We start from the raw sequence: 15,171 nt of genomic DNA on the forward strand, positions 1-15,171 counted from the left end.
CTCATTAAGCGCTTATCCGATCAACGCGGGCCAGGACCGCCGCCACCGCCCCCGCCGCCACCCGGGCCACCGCCTTCATAGTGACCGCCGCCACCACCGCCTCCGTGACCGCCGTGGCCTCCCCCGCCCGGGCCCCAGAATGGCCAGCATCCGGACATGGCCGACATCACCGCGATGACCATCGCGACTTTCGCTATACGACTCAACATTTCGATTTCTCTCTTAAAGCGGGCTTGATCACAGGTATTCATCACCTGTTGCTTCTGACAGCACAAGCCTGCGAATCCGCGTCGTGGTTTGGTACCGATCAGGTATCGAGCCTGATACGAAACCCAACAAAAAGGCCGCGAGGGATCGGTTCCCTTCGCGGCCTGTGCTTCCTGCGTCAAATGATCAGCAAAAATCAGCGGCGGTAGTAACCCGGTCCAGGTCCAGGGCCGTAACCGCCCCGTCCGCCATCGTATGGGCCACCGTCGTAATAGCGGTGTTCATGCCAGCCACCGCCGTGGCGGCCCCAACCCGGTCCGAAAAAACACCCCGAAACCGACGACGCCAGGGCAATCACCAGTGCGATTTTCGCGATTCGGCTAAACATCATAAGCACTCTCTTCATCCGGGCATCTGTCACCCGTAACTTCAGACATCAAGCCGACACATTCCGACATATCCCCTCGGTAAAGGTTGGGTAAAGGTCAGCTGACACAGTCACGGCGGCGCCATGCCGCAGGCGTCTCGGCCGCCTGCCGTACCCCTGCGCGTCCAGCTACGCTACTATGTGCGCCTTTGCAGGCCCGCAACCCTGCGTTTTTTGAACCCACACGGAACACACCCCTGTGACTCTGGAACAGAACTACACCGCCATCCTCGGTCAACTCGGCGAAGACGTCTCCCGCGAAGGCCTGCGCGACACCCCGAAACGCGCAGCCAAAGCCATGCAGTACCTTTGCCGCGGCTATGAGCAAACCCTCGAAGAAGTCACCAACGGTGCGCTGTTCAGCTCCGACAACAGCGAAATGGTGGTGGTCAAGGACATCGAGTTGTATTCGCTCTGCGAACACCATTTGCTGCCCTTCATCGGCAAGGCCCACGTCGCCTATATCCCGAGCGGCAAAGTGCTGGGCCTGTCGAAGGTCGCGCGCATCGTCGACATGTACGCTCGTCGCCTGCAGATCCAGGAAAACCTCAGCCGCCAGATCGCCGAAGCCATCCAGCAGGTCACCGGCGCGCTGGGTGTGGCAGTGGTCATCGAAGCCAAGCACATGTGCATGATGATGCGCGGCGTCGAGAAGCAGAATTCGTCGATGATCACTTCGGTGATGCTGGGTGAATTCCGCGAAAACGCTGCGACCCGCACCGAGTTTCTCAGCCTGATCAAGTGATCCCGGCGTCCTGAAGGCCGCAGCATCAGGCTGCGGCTGTCTGGCGGTTCGTGCCGCCGAGTGAGGTTTTAGCGTGTTGATGAAAGCAGTGAGAGTCGGTCTCGGCCAGCTCGTAATCGCGGGCGATTTCCTGACGCGGCCGAGCAAAAAGAAGCGTTCTCCCGAAGCCCAGGCTGCCGTCGATGCGTCGGCGAAAGCGCTGACGCTGTATCAGTTCCACGCCTGCCCGTTCTGCGTGAAAACCCGCCGGGCGCTGCGCCGTTTGAACGTGCCTGTGGCCCTTCGTGACGCGAAGAACAACGAGCCCGATCGTCAGGCGCTGCTCAGCGGCGGCGGCCGGATCAAGGTGCCGTGCCTGCGGATCGAGGAAGAAGGCCAGACGGTGTGGATGTATGAATCGAAAGTGATCGTTGATTACCTGGAGAAGCGATTCTCGGCGGTTTGATGCAGTCCACTCCCACGGGATCGGGGGTCGGCTCACCCTCTCAGCCATTCCGCAAAACCTGTGGGATCCGGGGTCAACTCATACTCTCGGCCATTCCTCAAAACCTGTGGGAGTGAGCTTGCTCGCGAAGGCGGCGTGCCTGCCGATGGAAATTCAGTGCGTTGACTGGCCAATTCGCGAGCAAGCTCGCTCCCACGGGATCGGGGGTCGGCTCAGTTCTCAGCCATTCCGCAAAACCTGTGTCAGTTCTCAGCCATTCCGCAAAACCTGTGGGATCCGGGGTCAACTCATCCTCTCGGCCATTCCTCAAAACCTGTGGGAGTGAGCTTGCTCACGAAGGCGGCGTTTCAATCGCTGAAGATTTAGTGAATGTACCGCCATATTCGCGAGCAAGCTCGCTCCTACAGGAGTTGCGTCATCGGCGGGCCAACGTGGTGTCAAAACCACAAAGGCAGCCTAAAAAAGTGAGCAGTTACTTCGGGCAGCCTTCCTGGCGACACGCCGTATACGCCTTCAATTGCTCAACCCGCACTTTGGTCTGCGCTGACAGGCATTGCGCCTGAGTCAGCGGCCACATGCTCCCGCCGTCCTCCCGCTTGCCGGCCTGATACTGGCAATCGGCGTCGCGAAACGCGATCCACTTCTTCTGCGCATCCTGCAGGGCTTTCTTGCGCGCCGGGGTCTTCAGGTAGCCGATCTGCGCGTTGTATTGGGTGTTCAAATCGGCGTCCAGCGCTTTGTATTCCTGGCTCGCGCACTGGTTCATCGACGCCTGATTGGCGTCGCAGTCCTGAGCCTGGGCCGAGCAGCCGATGCCCAGCGCCATGAGCATCCCGACTGCGATCATCCTGTACTGCATGTCTCATCTCCTTATAAGTGAACAACGCTGAAGTCAGTCCAGCATGCCGACGTAACCCGGTTGCTGTTTGACCCGCGCGAGCCAGGCTTGAATCGCCGGGAACTGCGTCAGGTCGAAGCCGCCCTGATCGGCGACGTGGGTGTAGGCGTACAGCGCGATGTCGGCGATGGAGAAGTTTTCGCCCACCAGAAACGGCGTGCGCAGCAGCTGTTGCTCCATGACTTTCAGCGCCTTGTTACCGCGCCGGTGCAAAGAGTGGTATTCCTCCATCCGATCCTCTGGCATCCCCAGGTAAAACTGAATGAAGCGCGCCACCGCCAGGGTCGGCTCATGGCTGTACTGCTCGAAGAACTGCCATTGCAGCATTTGCGTGCGCAGGCGGGGCTCGGTCAGCAGGTAAGGCGTGCCTTCGGCGAGGAAGTTGAGAATCGCGTTGGACTCCCACAGGCAGGTACCGTCTTCGAGCTCAAGGACCGGAATCTTGCCGTTCGGGTTCTTCGCCAGAAACGCTTCGGTTTCGGTCTCGCCCTTGAGGATGTCCACCGGCACCCACTCGTATTCCGCGCCGAGCAGGTTGAGCATCAGCTTGATCTTGTAGCAGTTGCCCGAGTTGTAATCGCCGTAAACCTTGTACATCAGCCCTCTCCCCTCAATCGTGTGCCGTCAGTCGTGCCGGTCGTGCGTGTGCGTAATGTATCAGGCCGCCTGTGAAAGCTGTGTGTGCCGAATGACGGCGGCCAGCCGTTTCAAGCCTTCGTCCAGGCGCTCGGGGTCGATGTGACTGAAATTGAGCCGCAGGTAACCCGGGTTCGCGTCCGGATCGGCAAAGAACGGCTCGCCCGGCATAAACGCGACATTCTGCGCCAGGGCGCTGTCGAGTAACGTGCGGGTGTCGATTTTGTGCTTGAGCGTCAGCCAGAAAAACAGGCCGCCCTGGGGACTGTTCCATTCCGCCAGATCGGCGAAATGCCGCTGCAGCGCGGCTTCGAACGCATCGCGACGGGTGCGGTAGAAGCTGCGCAACTCCAGCAGATGTTGCTCGTAGTGCTCGCTGCCGATCCACTGCAACGCCTGCCACTGGCCGACTCGATTGGTGTGCAGATCCGCCGATTGCTTGAGCTTGAGCAAATGCGGGAACAGGTCCGGCGTGGCGATCAGGTAGCCGACGCGCAACCCCGGCATCAGGGTTTTCGACACGGTGCCGGTGTAGATCCAGCTGGCTTTTTTCAGGCGGCTGACGATGGGCCGGGCACTGCCGCCGTCAAACGTCAGCTCGCGATACGGCTCGTCTTCGATCAGGGTGACGCCAAACTCGTCGAGCAACGCCGCCACGGCATCCCGCGCGGTTTCGCTGTAACGCACCGCCGACGGATTCTGGAACGTGGGAATCAGGTAGGCGAACGACGGCGAGTGTTGCTCCAGGCGCTGACGCAGCGCTGCAAGGTCCGGGCCTTCGGCGAGCAGCGGCACGGTCAGGCAGTCGGCGCCGAACAGCTGGAAGATCTGCAGCGCCGCCAGATAGGTCGGCGCCTCGAGCAGGATCTCGGTGCCCTTGTCGATGTACAGCTTGGCGGCCAGGTCCAGCGTTTGCTGGGAACCGCTGACGATCATCACCTGACTCGCTTCGCAATCGATGCCCAGCGCCCGCGCCTGAGCGGCCAACGCCTCACGCAACTGCGGCTCGCCTTCGCTCATGCCGTACTGGCCGATGCTGCGCGGCATGTCAGCCCATTCACTCTTCGGCAACATGGCTTCGGCCGGCAATCCGCCCGCGAAGGACATCATCTCCGGGCGCTGGGCGGCGGCGAGGATTTCGCGAATCAGTGAACTCTTCAAACGGGTAACGCGTTCGGAAAATGGCATGGGATCACCGCTGGCGGAAAGAAAGGGGAATACGTCAAACTGGTTGACCGAAATTACGATGCCGCGCACGGATACGTCAATATGCTTGACCTTAAAAATTCATCCACCCAGCAAATTGCCATGGAAGCGTTTTTCTTCGGCTACCAGGCGTTCACCGCCAAGGCCGATGAAATGCTCGACCGTCGTGGCCTGAGTCGGGTGCACCAGCGCATCGTGTTTTTCATCGCTCGCTACCCTGGCCTGAGCGTGAAGGAATTGCTCGGCAAGCTCGGGGTGAGCAAGCAGGCGCTGAACACGCCGCTGCGGCAGTTGATTGAGATGGAGCTGGTGCTCAGCGTCGCGCCAGAGGACGACAAACGTAAGCGCCTGCTGGAGCTGACCGTCGAGGGACGCAAATTTGAAGAGTCGTTGCGCCGCGAGCAGGTCAAGCTGCTGCAAAGGGTGTTCGCTGAAGCCGGGCAAGACGCGGTGGATGGCTGGATGGCGGTGAATCAGGCGTTGGGCAACACGATGACCCGCGGCTGACCCGCCGTTTGCAGACCGCGGCCGAAACTGTGCCGACCATTGCGCCGATGGCTGTATTGCAACGGGGCATGAACACTGCGTATAGGCTGGCAGCTCTGTTCAACCGCTGCGCCAAGGATAGACCCGCATGACTGACGTGCCCCTCGCGCCATTGCGACCGCTGACCGACTCCTCGCCCTCTGCCATCGTCGCCGGCTTCATCGCCATGATGACCGGCGTCACCAGTTCGCTGGTGCTGATGTTTCAGGCCGGTCAGGCCGCCGGGCTGACCTCGGCGCAGATTTCCTCGTGGATCTGGGCGCTGTTCATGGGCATGGCGGTGTGCAGCATCGGCCTGTCGTTGCGCTATCGCTCGCCGATCACCGTGGCGTGGTCGACGCCGGGCGCGGCGTTGCTGATCACCAGCCTGGGCGGCGTCGCCTACCCTGAAGCGATCGGCGCATTCATCACTTGCGCGGCGCTGGTGATCATTTGCGGCGTCACCGGCAGCTTCGAACGGCTGATCAAGCGCCTGCCGACATCACTGGCAGCGGCCCTGCTGGCGGGGATTCTGTTCAAGATCGGCAGCGAAATCTTCGTCGCCGCGCAACACCGCACCGGCCTGGTGCTGGGCATGTTTTTCACCTACCTGATCGTCAAACGCTATTCGCCGCGCTACGCCGTGCTGGTCACCTTGCTGGTCGGCGTCGCGCTGTCGGGCATGCTCGGCCTGCTGAACTTCAGCGGCTTCGCCCTGGAAGTGGCGATGCCGGTGTGGACCACGCCGTCGTTCTCCATCGCTGCGACCATCAGCATCGGCATTCCGCTGTTCGTCGTCGCCATGACCTCGCAGAACATGCCGGGCGTTGCGGTGCTGCGCGCCGACGGTTATCAGGTTCCCGCCTCGCCTCTGATCACCGCCACCGGGATCATCTCGCTGATCACCGCGCCGTTTGGCGCCCACGGCATCAACCTCGCGGCCATCAGCGCCGCCATCTGCACCGGCCCCCACGCCCACGAAGACCGCGACAAGCGCTACACGGCGGCGATCTGGTGCGGGATTTTCTACGCCATCGCGGGGGTGTTCGGTGCAACGCTGGCGGCACTGTTCGCGGCGTTTCCCAGAGAACTGGTGCTGTCGATTGCCGCGCTGGCGCTGTTCGGTTCCATCATCAACGGCCTGACCGTGGCCATGAACGAGCCGAAAGAGCGCGAAGCCGCGCTGATCACCTTCATGGTCACCGCGTCGGGGCTGACGCTGTTCTCCATCGGTTCGGCGTTCTGGGGGATCGTCGCGGGGGTGTTGACGCTGGTGATTCTCAACTATCGCAATTGAGCGCTCGCGGCATGCCACTCTTATGCAGGAGCGCGCTTGCCCGCGATTCGCGGTGAGTCAGTCGACATCAATGGCAGCAGGCAGATTGCATTCACGGGCAAGCGCGCGCTCGTCAAACATACCAACTCCGCCGATGTATCTCGCTCCCACAGGAATTGTGTTTACTGCGCCACAGCGCGGCTGTCTGGACGATGGGGATCATCTACAGGTTGCAGGTTAGACACCGGGTTCGGGGGTGGACCTCAGCGACGACTGAACTGCAAAAGCGCGGGATCATGCTCCGGCTGAGCAGCGGAGCATGGCTTGCAAGCCCGACTCATAATTTGAAGTGCCCGACCATGCCTTTCAGCTCCAGCCCCAGCGACGCCAGTTCGATGCTGGAAGCCGCGTTGCCCTGCATCGCCAGCGCGGACTGATCAGCGCTGGCGCGGATGCTGGTAACACTGCGGTTGATCTCTTCCGCCACCGAACTCTGCTCTTCCGCTGCGGCGGCAATCTGCTGGTTCATCTGCTGGATCATCGACACGGCCGCGGCAATGCTGCCCAGCGCGCTCTCGGTCTGCAGCGCATCGCTCACCGCCAGTTTGACCAGCTCGCCGCTGCTGCGGATTTGCACCACCGACGCCTGGGCACCGCTTTGCAGACGGCTGACCAGCCGCTCGATTTCTTCCGTGGACTGTTGCGTGCGCTTGGCCAGCGCGCGGACCTCATCGGCCACCACCGCAAAGCCCCTGCCCTGCTCCCCCGCCCGCGCCGCTTCGATGGCGGCGTTCAGTGCCAGCAGATTGGTCTGCTCGGCGACGCTTTTGATCACGCCGAGCACGGTGCCGATGTTCTGGATTTCCGCGCTGAGGTTCTCGATGGAATTGCTGGCGGAGCTGGCCGACGAGGCCAACTGTTCGATCCGCTGCATGCTCTGGCGCACCACGGCCTGGCCCGAATCGACCTTGTCGTCGGCGGTCTGTGCCGCGAGCGCGGCTTCTTCCGCGTTGCGTGCAACGTCGTGGACGGTGGCGGTCATCTGGTTCATCGCCGTCGCCACCTGCTCGGTTTCTTCCTTCTGGCTGCTGACTTCCAGATTGGTCTGCTCGGTGACGGCCGACAGGGAATGGGCGGACGTCGCCAACTGTTCAATGCCCGCCTGCAACCCGCTGACGATAGTGCTCAAGCCCGCGCCCATCTGCTGCATCGCCTGCATCAGCTGGCCGATTTCGTCCTTGCGGGTGACATTCACGGTGCGGCTCAGGTCGCCGGCCGCAATCCGCTGAGCCGTGGCAATCACGCTGCGCAGCGGCGCGACGATCAGGCGCGTAATCACCAGCGCCGCGATCAGCCCGACCACCAGCGCCAGCACGGAAGAACCGATGATCATCATCGAGTTGGCCTGCAACTCACTCTGCATCGACTGGCCTTCGGCGTCATAGGCCTGATTGACCTGCTGAACGACGATTTTGGCGTTGCTCGCCAGTTGTTGCGAGACCTTCGCTTCCGACTCCAGCAGCCCGGTGTATTCGTTGAGCTTGTCGCTGAAATTGCTGATGTGCCCGCCGACCTCGGTCAGCACCGTGAGGTAACCGGCGTCCTTGATCACGCCCTTGAGCTGCTCGGCCAGTTCCTGCGCCTGAACCGCCTGCTCGATCTTACCGGTCTTGACCTCCTCGCCCGAGCCCGTCTTGCGGCTCTTGTCGAGGCGCACCCGAGCCTCGTCCATGGCCTGCATCATCAGTTTGGACACCTGGCTGACCTGACCGGCCTGCTCGATGAACTCCGCGCCCTGCTGGCCCTGGGAATCCTTCAGCGTGTAGGCGCCATCATCGGCCAGCCCCGCCTGCAACACATCGAGATTATTGGCGACGCTAGACACCGACCAACTGGCCATTTCCAGCGCCAGGTCCTTGCTCTGACTGATGCTAACGAACTCGTCAAACGACGCACGATAGGCCGCCAGCGCCTGCTGCACCTGGCCCATCACCTGCTCGTTGATCGGCGCGCCGGCCTTGAGCTGCTCCGCCTGGGCATTCAAACCATCGAGCCCGGCGTGAACCTGATCGACCACCTTCGGGTCGCCGTGCAAGGCGTAATCCTGCTCCAGCAGCCGCACACGATTCACATCGCTGTTGAGCGCGGTCATCGCCTTCAGACTGTCGAAATGCGCACTGATCGAGCGCAGCGACCAGGCCCCGATGGCCGCGACCAGCGCCGTCAACAGCAGCACCAGCACGAACCCGATGCCCAGCTTCTTGGCCATCCCCAGATTAGCGAAACGCGTCTTCACGGCCGACATCATCAGTTTCCGCTCCACAGCTTGAGGGCGCACATGGCAAGGCCATCCGCGCATGGCCAATCAATATTCGTGAAGATTCGCAATGCCCACGGGGCAAAACAAGGTCTTGACGTCAGAATGATGGCAAATAGCTAGAGCGAGGTCGCTTACAGAACGGTGATCGTCGTACTAGCGCGTGGCCGGGGCCACCGTCAGCGTGCCCGCCTCGGTATCCAGCACCGCATGACTGCCCAACGCCACCGCCAGATTGCGGTCGCCATGGCCGATGGACAGACCGCCAAGCACCGGAATGCCCAGATTGCCCAGACGCTCGATCAAGACATCGGGCGGCCGGATCGGGTTATTGCCATGACCCGGCTCGCTGAACTGACCCAACGCGATACCGCCGAGTCGTTGCAGAATCCCGCAATTGAGCAGGTGAGTGATATTGCGATCCACCCGATACGCCAGCTCGCCGACGTCTTCAAGCAGCAAGATCGCGCCTTCCAGATCGGGCATGAAGGGTGTGCCGATGCAGGTGCTCAGCATGCTCAAGTTACCGCCAAGCAAGACGCCCTCCACCGTCCCCGACGTACGCACGGTGAAAGTGGATTCTGATGGATCGGCATGAATGACGGAAGGCTCGGCGCTCATCAATGCCTGCTTGAGCGTGCTGGCGAAGATGCCGCCCTTCTCCAGCTGCGCGGCCACCGGGCCGTGGACCGTGGAGAGACCTGTGTGGGTCCAGAGAGCGGCGTGCAAGGCGGTGATGTCAGAGAAGCCGACGACCAGCTTGGGGTCGCGGAGGACGGCATCGTAGTCGAGTTGGCCGAGGGTGCGTTGAACGCCGTAGCCGCCCCTATTACAAAGGACAGCGCGGATTTCAGGGTCGGCCAGGGCGTCGTTTAGGTCGGAAATGCGATCGGCGTCGGTGCCTGCGAGGAAGCCGATGTTGTCCAGTGCGTGGGGGTAAACGCGGGGGCGTAAGCCCCAGGAGGTCAGTTCCCGCACGGCTGCTTCCACCCGGGCTTCGGCGACCGGGCCGGCTGGGGACACCAGCGCCACGGCGTCGCCAGCGCGAAGGACTTGGGGGTGGAGGGTTGGGCGGGAGGCAGGCATTTTTCGAGGGCTCGGCGGGTGTTTGGTGATGGTGCAATGTAGAGCACTGGGGGGAGTGAATCTAGTGGGGGGGCTGGCGTGCTATCTAGGAGCGGCTGGAGACGTGATTGAAAAATAGTGCCTGTATGCTTCGTTGGCGCCTGGACCTTAGCCGCTCTGCGGTTATATCAGTGGCAGCTATCGTCCCAAAGCGGACATCGTATCCTCGCGCTGGCCCAGAGAGTCGGATGGGCCTTGGGTGGGTCCATTGCACATTTTAAATATCGTATAAATGAAAGGCTCTGACTTAACGTGGCGCTTTAGATTCAGTGCTTGTGATCGCCGGTGGCCCGGATCGCCGTCGGTCCGGTAGTCAACGGATCTTTGATCGAAGGGAGGTACAAACCAGTCGAATATCTCGTAGCAGACGAATCCAATTCAGTTTGAACGGGAGAACACAATGAAAGCCATCGTGTACAACGGGCCACGCGACGTCAGCGTGCAAAACGTCCCCGACGCCAAGATCGAAAAGCCTACCGACGCAGTAGTGCGCATTACCACCACCAATATCTGCGGCTCCGACCTGCATATGTACGAGGGCCGCACCTCCATGGAAACCGGTCGAGTCTTTGGTCACGAGAATCTCGGAGAAGTCGTTGAGGTCGGTGTCGGAGTCGATCGCGTCAAGGTGGGTGATCGCGTCTGCCTGCCTTTTAACATCGGCTGTGGATTCTGCGAGAACTGCGAAAAAGGATTGACCGGTTTTTGCCTCACGGCCAATCCCGGCACTGCCGGTGCTGCTTATGGTTTTGCCGACATGGGCCCTTATCAGGGCGGCCAGGCTGAGCTGCTCCGGGTGCCCTATGCCGACTTCAACTGTCTGATCCTGCCAGAAGATGCGCAGGAGAAAGAAAACGACTACGTGATGCTGTCGGACATTTTTCCTACCGGTTGGCATGCAACGGAACTGGCCGGCCTGATGCCGGGCGAAAGCATTGCCATTTACGGTGCGGGGCCCGTGGGACTCATGGCTGCACATGCCGCGATGATCAAAGGCGCTTCGCAGGTGTTCGTAGTCGACAATCATCCGGATCGATTGAAGCTGGCGGCGCAGATGGGTGCCACGCCGATCAACTCGCTGGAAAAGGAAGCGGTCGACCAGATTCTCAACCTGACCCACGGCAAAGGTACTGATCGGGGCTGCGAATGTGTTGGATATCAATGCTGTGACAAACACGGTCATGAAGCCAATCATCTGACAATGAATAACTTGGTGGCTTCGACCAAGGCCACTGGTGGTATTGGCGTTGTCGGGGTGTTCGTGCCTCAGGATCCAGGTGCACAGACTGAACTCGCCAAAGAAGGGAAGATGGCCTTCGACTTCGGTGCGTTCTGGTTCAAGGGGCAGCAGATTCGCACCGGGCAAGCCAATGTGAAGGCCTATAATCGTCGGCTCACGGAGCTGATTCACCACGACCGCGCAAAGCCTTCGCAGATCATTTCCCACAGCCTGAAACTGGCTGACGGGCCTGATGCGTATAAGCATTTTGATGCGCGGGATGAGGGTTGGACGAAGGTCATTCTGAAGCCGGCAGCGTGATGTCCATCATCATGGCTTGAGCCGACAATTTAGCGGCATTGTGGATGTGTCAGATGATGCGCACCGCATTGCCGCTCATGCTTCCGCGGATTAGTATTTGAAAAGAGTCCGTCTATGACGCTCGTACTTCTCCCTTAAACGCTGAAATCCGATCATAGAAAGAAACGCCTTCGTACGAATTGTGTACGCAGCGACGCAGCTCTCTAACACATGTGATGATGTCCGAATCCATGTTTTAAAAGTCGCCTGCAAACTATCCTTATTGTAAGCGTATGGTTAACACACCTTCGAGTAACCGTTTGGCGACGTCACCCATTCAATTTCCTAGGTAGCAGGCGTCGAAACCCTCAGTCATGATGCCTTGACTCTTACAATCGGTATCCACACATCCACGTAACCCTTGCCTTGGGCCGGTTCAAAATCAGAACTGTATTGTTCGAACTCGGGGGCGTCGGCAAGCACGTAACCTGAGTCAGGCATCTAGGTCGGATCCCAGCTCCAGCTCGATGTACCACAGGGCTCTCTCGATATTCAGCATTACGATGCTCCTTGAGGTCAGAGCAACGTTATCAAACGAATGGACGAAGTATTTGATCGTTCTTGCGGTTTCTGCATAGCGTCAAGCGAATACACCGTTTGCATCTGACACCACTTCTTGTGTGATCAAATCGGCTGCCACTTATGCGGCAGCAACTGATCGATTTCACTAGGCTGCGTCGGCAGGCGTGTAAGAACATCCTTCAAGTAAGCAACGGATCATGCCCGTTGAGCCGCGCCGACGGGATCAAACTCATGATCGCCGCCGCACGTTTACCGCTGCGTAACGAGCCCGCGAACAGCAGTTCGAGCGACCAAGAGCCCACGGCCGGATTTGATTCTCGCACCAGTTATTATCGATGGGCACAGCACCGTCATCGAGATAGCGCGTCAGCGCTATCCAGCGTTTGAGGCTGTAATCCAGCGCCTTGGCGATGGCCGAACCCTCAGGCACAAGCTGTCTTTGGGCGATCATCCAGGTATGAAGTGCGTCGGCGACTGGCGCTGCTTTTTTCCTGCCGTATTCGCTGCCGATCACCCGGCTCACCAGCTTCGAATTGATCCAACAATCCAGCACGGTGAGTGTGCGTTTGGCTTCGCCATGGAATCGAGCAATCGCCGCCGGATTGGGCTCGCTCGCCAATTTCTGGAAATAGCCAGACTGCCCAAAGGCCGGGCTCAGCGCACTGGCATGGAAGAACAGTTGCTCGAAGACTCTGGGCGCGTCACGCCCCCGGTAGGCAGCAGCCGACCATATCGCTCCGCTAGGTAGACAAGGATGGCGGCCGACTCGGTCAGCACCGTGGGCTGGCCGTTATTACCCAGTGGATCGATCAGCACCGGCACTTTGGCATTGGCGTTCAGGGCGATGAACTGCTCGTGTTTTTGCTCTCCCTGGCGAATGTTCACCGGCAGTAACTTATAGTCGAGCCCCAGCTCTTCGAGGGCGATAGGGACTTTGACGCTGTTGGGGGTGGCAAACGCATGAACGATCAACAAGGGGCAGCTCCTCAATCGACAATGGACTTGGGCATTGCGTGGTCAGTAACGCAACGCTTCGTGCCAAGTGGCTACGATGGAGGCCAGCTTGCGTGGAACGGTTAGAGCGGAGCAGACCGCTCGCAGCGATATGATTCATTCCTGAACGGAATAAACAGCCAAGGTTGCACGCGTCGAGTGAGGGGAATTCCTGCTGGGCATATTTCCTATGCTGCTCAGCTCTCTACTGGTGGGATTTCGACACCGCGATCATGAGTCTCGCCATATCAACCACCGAGGAAATACTCATGACCCTTCAAGCCAAACTGGATGCCTTCAAGGCCGATTTCGTTGCCGGCAAGCCTCCCTACAATGCCCCAGCTCCCGTACATGCGGTGATGCACCGCGCGACGGCTGAGCTGATCGCCAGCGGTCAAGCCGAGCGCGCGTTGAAGGCCGGCGACTTGGCGCCGGTGTTCAGCCTTCCTGACGCGGAGGGTAACCTGGTTTCGTCGGCCGAGCTGCTGTCACGCGGCCCACTGGTGATCAGCTTCTATCGCGGGGTGTGGTGCCCTTACTGCAATATGGAGTTGCAAGCCTTGGAAGAAACACTGCCGGTCTTCAAAGAGCGAGGTGCGAGCCTGGTTGCGATCTCGCCACAGAGCCAGGCCAACAGCCGCAAGTCGCAGCGCCAGAATGGCCTGGGGTTCTCCATCCTGAGTGACAGTGGTAACGAAGTGGCGGCGGCATTCGGCCTGCGTTTCAAACTGCCAGACTATCTGGCTGAGCTCTATCTGAGCTTGGGCAACAACCTGCCGGTCATCAACGGTGACCAGAGCTGGACGCTGCCGATGCCAGGTCGTTTTGTCATCGGCCAGGACGGCATCATTCTGTACGCGGAGGTCAATCCCGACTACACGCTGCGGCCTGAACCCACAGAGTTGCTGCCTGCATTGCGCGGTTGATTGCCCCCTTTCAAGGCCGCCTTCGGGCGGCCTTGCTTATCGCCGGCTCATCAATCCTTCGACAAAATCGACAAACGCCCGCGCCTTGGCGCTCGCCAAGCGCCCTGTAGGAAATACCGCCCAGAGATCCAGCGGCGGCAGTTGCCAGTCTTCCAGCAGCGGCACCACGTCGCCCTTGGCGAGTTCATCCGCGAACATCCACTGGGACGTCAACGCCACACCCAGATGCCCGAGTACTGCCGCGCGCACACCCTCAGCGGCACTGACCCGCACCCGCCCGCTCACTGTCACCGACTGCACTGTACTGCCTTGCTTGAAGGCCCAATGCTCACCGCCGCCTGCCAAGGCGTAAATTACCGCTTGGTGCTGTGCCAGGTCAGTCGGCACTGCGGGCTCGCCATGGCTCTGCACGTAAGCAGGCGTGGCCAACACCAGCCGCTGACACTCCCCGATCTTGCGTGCGATCAGGTTGGAGTCCGCCAAAGCTCCCATGCGCAGGGCGACATCGATGCCTTCCTCGACGAGATTGACGGTGCGGTCGTCCAGAACGATATCGATGTTCAGTTCGGAGTGTGCTTCGAGAAAAGCCCCTAGGTGCGGCAGCACATGCAAACGCGCGAAGGTCACCGCCGCGCAGACCCGCAAGGTACCGTGCAGCCCACTGCCTGCACCACGCGCGGCGAGGTCGGCTTCGTGGGCTTCCTCAATGGCACGTTTGGCGCGGTCGTAGTAGGCCGTGCCTGCCTCAGTCGGCGTGAGTCCGCGAGTGGAGCGCAGTAGCAGGCGAACGCCAAGGCGCTCTTCCAGTTGGGCAATGGTTTTCGACACGGCGGGCTGGCCGAGGTTGAGACGCCGCGCGGCAGCAGAAAACGACCCTGCTTCGAGCACACCGACGAAGGTTTCCATTGCAGCCAATCGATCCATCGTTGCTCCACTTGAAACGGTTAAAAAAGGCATGGCAAAAAGCGAGCGAAGCATAGGCTTCGCTCGTAGCGGAAGGGTTATCTCAGCGCGGAGGGTACAAAGCAAGCCCGTCTAGAACGCAGCCTTGCCGATTGAAGCACCGCCATCGACGAACAATGTCTGGCCAGTCATGAAACCACTGCTCTCGGACAGCAGGAAGGTGATGGCCGCTGCGATCTCTTGCGGCTGGCCAAAGCGGCCCATCGGAACGCCCGAAAGGTAGCGGGCCTCGCCCTCGCTGCCAGGCGGGTTGTTCGCGCGGAACAAAGCTGTTTCGGTCGGCCCGGGGGCTACAGCATTGACGGTGATACCGGTCGTGGCCAGTTCCAGTGCCCACGACCGGGTAAAACTGATCAGTGCGGCCTTGGCAGCGGCATAGGC

The 15,171-nt window shown here is 60.4% G+C and carries 16 protein-coding genes and 2 pseudogenes; 6 read left to right on the plus strand and 12 right to left on the minus strand.

Annotated features, from left to right (window positions below; translation table 11 throughout):
* Positions 1–20: 20 nt before the first annotated feature.
* Positions 21–209, minus strand: a complete 189-nt coding sequence (locus QMX88_RS25705) for a hypothetical protein (RefSeq protein ID WP_205484118.1) — start codon at positions 207–209, stop codon at positions 21–23.
* A gap of 624 nt (positions 210–833) precedes the next feature.
* On the opposite strand from QMX88_RS25705, the gene folE reads away from it, so the two are divergent.
* Both folE and QMX88_RS25720 read left to right on the plus strand, forming a co-directional pair.
* Complete coding sequence (folE, locus tag QMX88_RS25715) at positions 834–1,379, plus strand: GTP cyclohydrolase I FolE (RefSeq protein ID WP_065989346.1); 546 nt, start codon at positions 834–836, stop codon at positions 1,377–1,379.
* 79 nt (positions 1,380–1,458) lie between these two features.
* The gene (locus QMX88_RS25720; protein WP_282373082.1) at positions 1,459–1,824 is read left to right on the plus strand and encodes a glutathione S-transferase N-terminal domain-containing protein; all 366 of its coding nucleotides are present in this window, start codon (positions 1,459–1,461) and stop codon (positions 1,822–1,824) included.
* Positions 1,825–2,296: 472 nt separating this feature from the next.
* Here the strand turns inward: QMX88_RS25720 and QMX88_RS25725 are convergent, their stop codons facing one another.
* Genes QMX88_RS25725 through QMX88_RS25735 form a run of 3 tightly spaced genes read right to left on the minus strand, consistent with a single transcriptional unit; the run spans position 2,297 to position 4,546 of the window.
* Positions 2,297–2,683, minus strand: a complete 387-nt coding sequence (locus QMX88_RS25725) for a lysozyme inhibitor LprI family protein (RefSeq protein WP_282373083.1) — start codon at positions 2,681–2,683, stop codon at positions 2,297–2,299.
* A 33-nt stretch (positions 2,684–2,716) separates the two neighbouring features.
* Positions 2,717–3,319 (minus strand): glutathione S-transferase family protein, encoded by a 603-nt coding sequence (locus QMX88_RS25730; RefSeq protein ID WP_192175052.1) that lies wholly within the window; start codon positions 3,317–3,319, stop codon positions 2,717–2,719.
* Between the two features lie 60 nt (positions 3,320–3,379).
* Positions 3,380–4,546: an aminotransferase-like domain-containing protein gene (locus tag QMX88_RS25735; RefSeq protein WP_282373084.1), complete on the minus strand. Its 1,167-nt coding sequence runs from the start codon at positions 4,544–4,546 to the stop codon at positions 3,380–3,382.
* Positions 4,547–4,627: 81 nt separating this feature from the next.
* Here QMX88_RS25735 and QMX88_RS25740 point away from each other — a divergent pair, with 81 nt between their 5' ends.
* Together QMX88_RS25740 and QMX88_RS25745 are read left to right on the plus strand one after the other, a co-directional pair.
* Positions 4,628–5,071 (plus strand): MarR family transcriptional regulator, encoded by a 444-nt coding sequence (locus QMX88_RS25740; RefSeq protein ID WP_282373085.1) that lies wholly within the window; start codon positions 4,628–4,630, stop codon positions 5,069–5,071.
* 127 nt (positions 5,072–5,198) lie between these two features.
* Positions 5,199–6,386, plus strand: a complete 1,188-nt coding sequence (locus QMX88_RS25745; RefSeq protein WP_282373086.1) for a benzoate/H(+) symporter BenE family transporter — start codon at positions 5,199–5,201, stop codon at positions 6,384–6,386.
* A gap of 316 nt (positions 6,387–6,702) precedes the next feature.
* Here the strand turns inward: QMX88_RS25745 and QMX88_RS29895 are convergent, their stop codons facing one another.
* The 3 genes and pseudogenes from QMX88_RS29895 to QMX88_RS25755 all read right to left on the minus strand — a co-directional run bounded on the left by QMX88_RS29895 (position 6,703) and on the right by QMX88_RS25755 (position 9,768).
* Entirely contained in the window at positions 6,703–7,584 is an 882-nt protein-coding gene (locus QMX88_RS29895; RefSeq protein ID WP_442969497.1) for a methyl-accepting chemotaxis protein, read from the minus strand.
* A gap of 27 nt (positions 7,585–7,611) precedes the next feature.
* Positions 7,612–8,724: pseudogene (locus tag QMX88_RS29900) on the minus strand (HAMP domain-containing protein); the annotation flags it as partial.
* A gap of 114 nt (positions 8,725–8,838) precedes the next feature.
* The gene (locus QMX88_RS25755; protein WP_282373088.1) at positions 8,839–9,768 is read right to left on the minus strand and encodes a S66 peptidase family protein; all 930 of its coding nucleotides are present in this window, start codon (positions 9,766–9,768) and stop codon (positions 8,839–8,841) included.
* A gap of 439 nt (positions 9,769–10,207) precedes the next feature.
* Between QMX88_RS25755 and QMX88_RS25760 the strand changes: the two genes are divergently transcribed.
* The gene (locus QMX88_RS25760) at positions 10,208–11,347 is read left to right on the plus strand and encodes a glutathione-independent formaldehyde dehydrogenase (RefSeq protein ID WP_282373089.1); all 1,140 of its coding nucleotides are present in this window, start codon (positions 10,208–10,210) and stop codon (positions 11,345–11,347) included.
* Between the two features lie 351 nt (positions 11,348–11,698).
* Here the strand turns inward: QMX88_RS25760 and QMX88_RS29480 are convergent, their stop codons facing one another.
* The 3 genes and pseudogenes from QMX88_RS29480 to QMX88_RS25770 form a co-directional block, all read right to left on the minus strand.
* Complete coding sequence (locus tag QMX88_RS29480; protein WP_336620247.1) at positions 11,699–11,827, minus strand: GyrI-like domain-containing protein; 129 nt, start codon at positions 11,825–11,827, stop codon at positions 11,699–11,701.
* A gap of 183 nt (positions 11,828–12,010) precedes the next feature.
* A pseudogene (locus QMX88_RS25765) lies at positions 12,011–12,420 on the minus strand (IS66 family transposase); the annotation flags it as partial.
* A 142-nt stretch (positions 12,421–12,562) separates the two neighbouring features.
* Complete coding sequence (locus QMX88_RS25770) at positions 12,563–12,883, minus strand: glutathione S-transferase N-terminal domain-containing protein (RefSeq protein ID WP_282373090.1); 321 nt, start codon at positions 12,881–12,883, stop codon at positions 12,563–12,565.
* A gap of 287 nt (positions 12,884–13,170) precedes the next feature.
* Here QMX88_RS25770 and QMX88_RS25775 point away from each other — a divergent pair, with 287 nt between their 5' ends.
* Positions 13,171–13,827, plus strand: coding sequence for a peroxiredoxin-like family protein (locus QMX88_RS25775; protein ID WP_282373091.1), 657 nt, complete (start codon positions 13,171–13,173; stop codon positions 13,825–13,827).
* A gap of 36 nt (positions 13,828–13,863) precedes the next feature.
* On the opposite strand, the gene QMX88_RS25780 is transcribed toward QMX88_RS25775, so the two are convergent.
* Together QMX88_RS25780 and QMX88_RS25785 are read right to left on the minus strand one after the other, a co-directional pair.
* Positions 13,864–14,751 carry a LysR family transcriptional regulator gene (locus QMX88_RS25780; RefSeq protein WP_282373092.1) on the minus strand — a complete coding sequence of 296 codons (888 nt, stop codon included), beginning with the start codon at positions 14,749–14,751 and terminating at the stop codon, positions 13,864–13,866.
* Between the two features lie 111 nt (positions 14,752–14,862).
* Positions 14,863–15,171, minus strand: a 309-nt coding sequence (locus QMX88_RS25785; protein ID WP_282373094.1) for an SDR family oxidoreductase, incomplete at its 5' end; no start/stop codon positions are given.

The organism is Pseudomonas sp. PS02290 (assembly GCF_029960075.1).
Classification (GTDB): domain Bacteria; phylum Pseudomonadota; class Gammaproteobacteria; order Pseudomonadales; family Pseudomonadaceae; genus Aquipseudomonas.